This window comes from Spirosoma spitsbergense DSM 19989 (assembly GCF_000374085.1).
Lineage (GTDB): Bacteria > Bacteroidota > Bacteroidia > Cytophagales > Spirosomataceae > Spirosoma > Spirosoma spitsbergense.
Map to the genome: position 1 here is coordinate 1 of NZ_KB893527.1, position 1,372 is coordinate 1,372.

The following is a 1,372-nucleotide window of genomic DNA, read 5'->3' on the forward strand; positions in this document are numbered from 1 at the left end:
AAAAACGAGTTTTGATCCCCCAAAAACGAGTCTATATAACGATAATAGATCTTTTTTATCGTTATTAGCGGAGTCATCCTCAAAATCTTCATCTAGAATGAATCAGGCAGTAGAAATCCGTCAACATAATGCTATCACTACAGCTCGTTACGAGTATTCCGAATTGCAGTTAGACATCTTTCTATACCTTTTATCAATGCTCAAAAGAGATAAAAAGGATGAGATCTACGAGATTGTTGTAAAAGACCTATCAACAATGACGGGAAAGGAATACAAATATGGTTACCTGCGGAAAGCTACTGAAGAAATGGGGAGCCGAATGTTCGAGATCTCAACATCAAAGAGTTACGAACAAATCTGGATGTTTCAGCGAGTAAAGTATGTTATTGGCGAGGGGCGTATTGAAGTAAGGTTCTCTGATGACATAAAGCCTTACCTGTTTGATTTAAAGGACAATTTCACCTCCTTCGAACTATACGCAGCTCTACGGTTAGGCAGCAAATATGCTAAACGAATTTATGCTATATGTAGCCAATGGAAAGATAAAAGGCAGACCCAAACGTTCAGTCTGAATGAGTTTAAAAAGATGCTATTCTTACTCGATGACAAGGGTAATGAGCAGTTTGAGCGACTATCAGATTTCAAGCGTTATGTATTAGATGCATCAGTCAAGCAGATAAATCAACGTACTGATTTAGAGATTAGTTATACCCTTGGAAAACGAGGACGTAGCTTCGATAGCGTCACATTTGATGTCAAAGCACAACCTTTAGCCGTCGTTCTACCTACGAAGGAGGAAGCTGCTAAAACCCAAACAACTCCAGGGGGTGTTTCTGACGCTCAATACCAAAACGTGCGGCTTTTACTGGAGAATTGGAACATCAAACGCGCTGACGTGGTCAATCAGATTATGAACTCAGCCGAATTAATTCAGGAGGTCAACAAGTTTGCTTACGAGTTGCAGACCGGAAGAATCAAAGTCGAAAAAAACGTGGCGGGTTACCTACTTACCCGGTTGGGACTCAAACAGCCAAAGGGGGTGAAAAATGACTGAATTTCAGTGGGATGAGGGTAGTATNAAGCACATTATTCAGGATTACCCCGATCGGGATAATTCAATCAGTGAGGTCGAAAGCGTCTTCGCTGATCCCTATGCGCTCATTAAATTCTCCCGCCTGGGACCCGACGGCGAAGAGCGGTTTCAGGCCATTGGACTATCGAACCGGTTCCGGGTCTGTTCCGTTGTGTATGTGATCAGAAATGGTCAAATTCGCCCGATTAGTTGCTGGCCATCCAAAGCTAAAATTAGAAACGAGTATGCTCAAAACGTCAAACAAAAGCAGCAAGCGAGTGGTGACCGTGATTAAAAACG

2 protein-coding genes are annotated in these 1,372 nt (G+C 42.2%); both read left to right on the plus strand.

Going from position 1 to position 1,372, the window contains the following annotated elements:
- On the plus strand, window positions 1–1,054 hold a 1,054-nt coding region (locus tag B157_RS0113615), incomplete at its 5' end, for a replication initiation protein (protein WP_342664698.1).
- On the plus strand, window positions 1,047–1,367 hold the full coding sequence (locus B157_RS0113620; protein WP_020603870.1) for a BrnT family toxin: 321 nt from the start codon (window positions 1,047–1,049) through the stop codon (window positions 1,365–1,367). The genes B157_RS0113615 and B157_RS0113620, both read left to right, overlap by 8 nt.
- The last annotated feature ends 5 nt before the right edge of the window (window positions 1,368–1,372 follow it).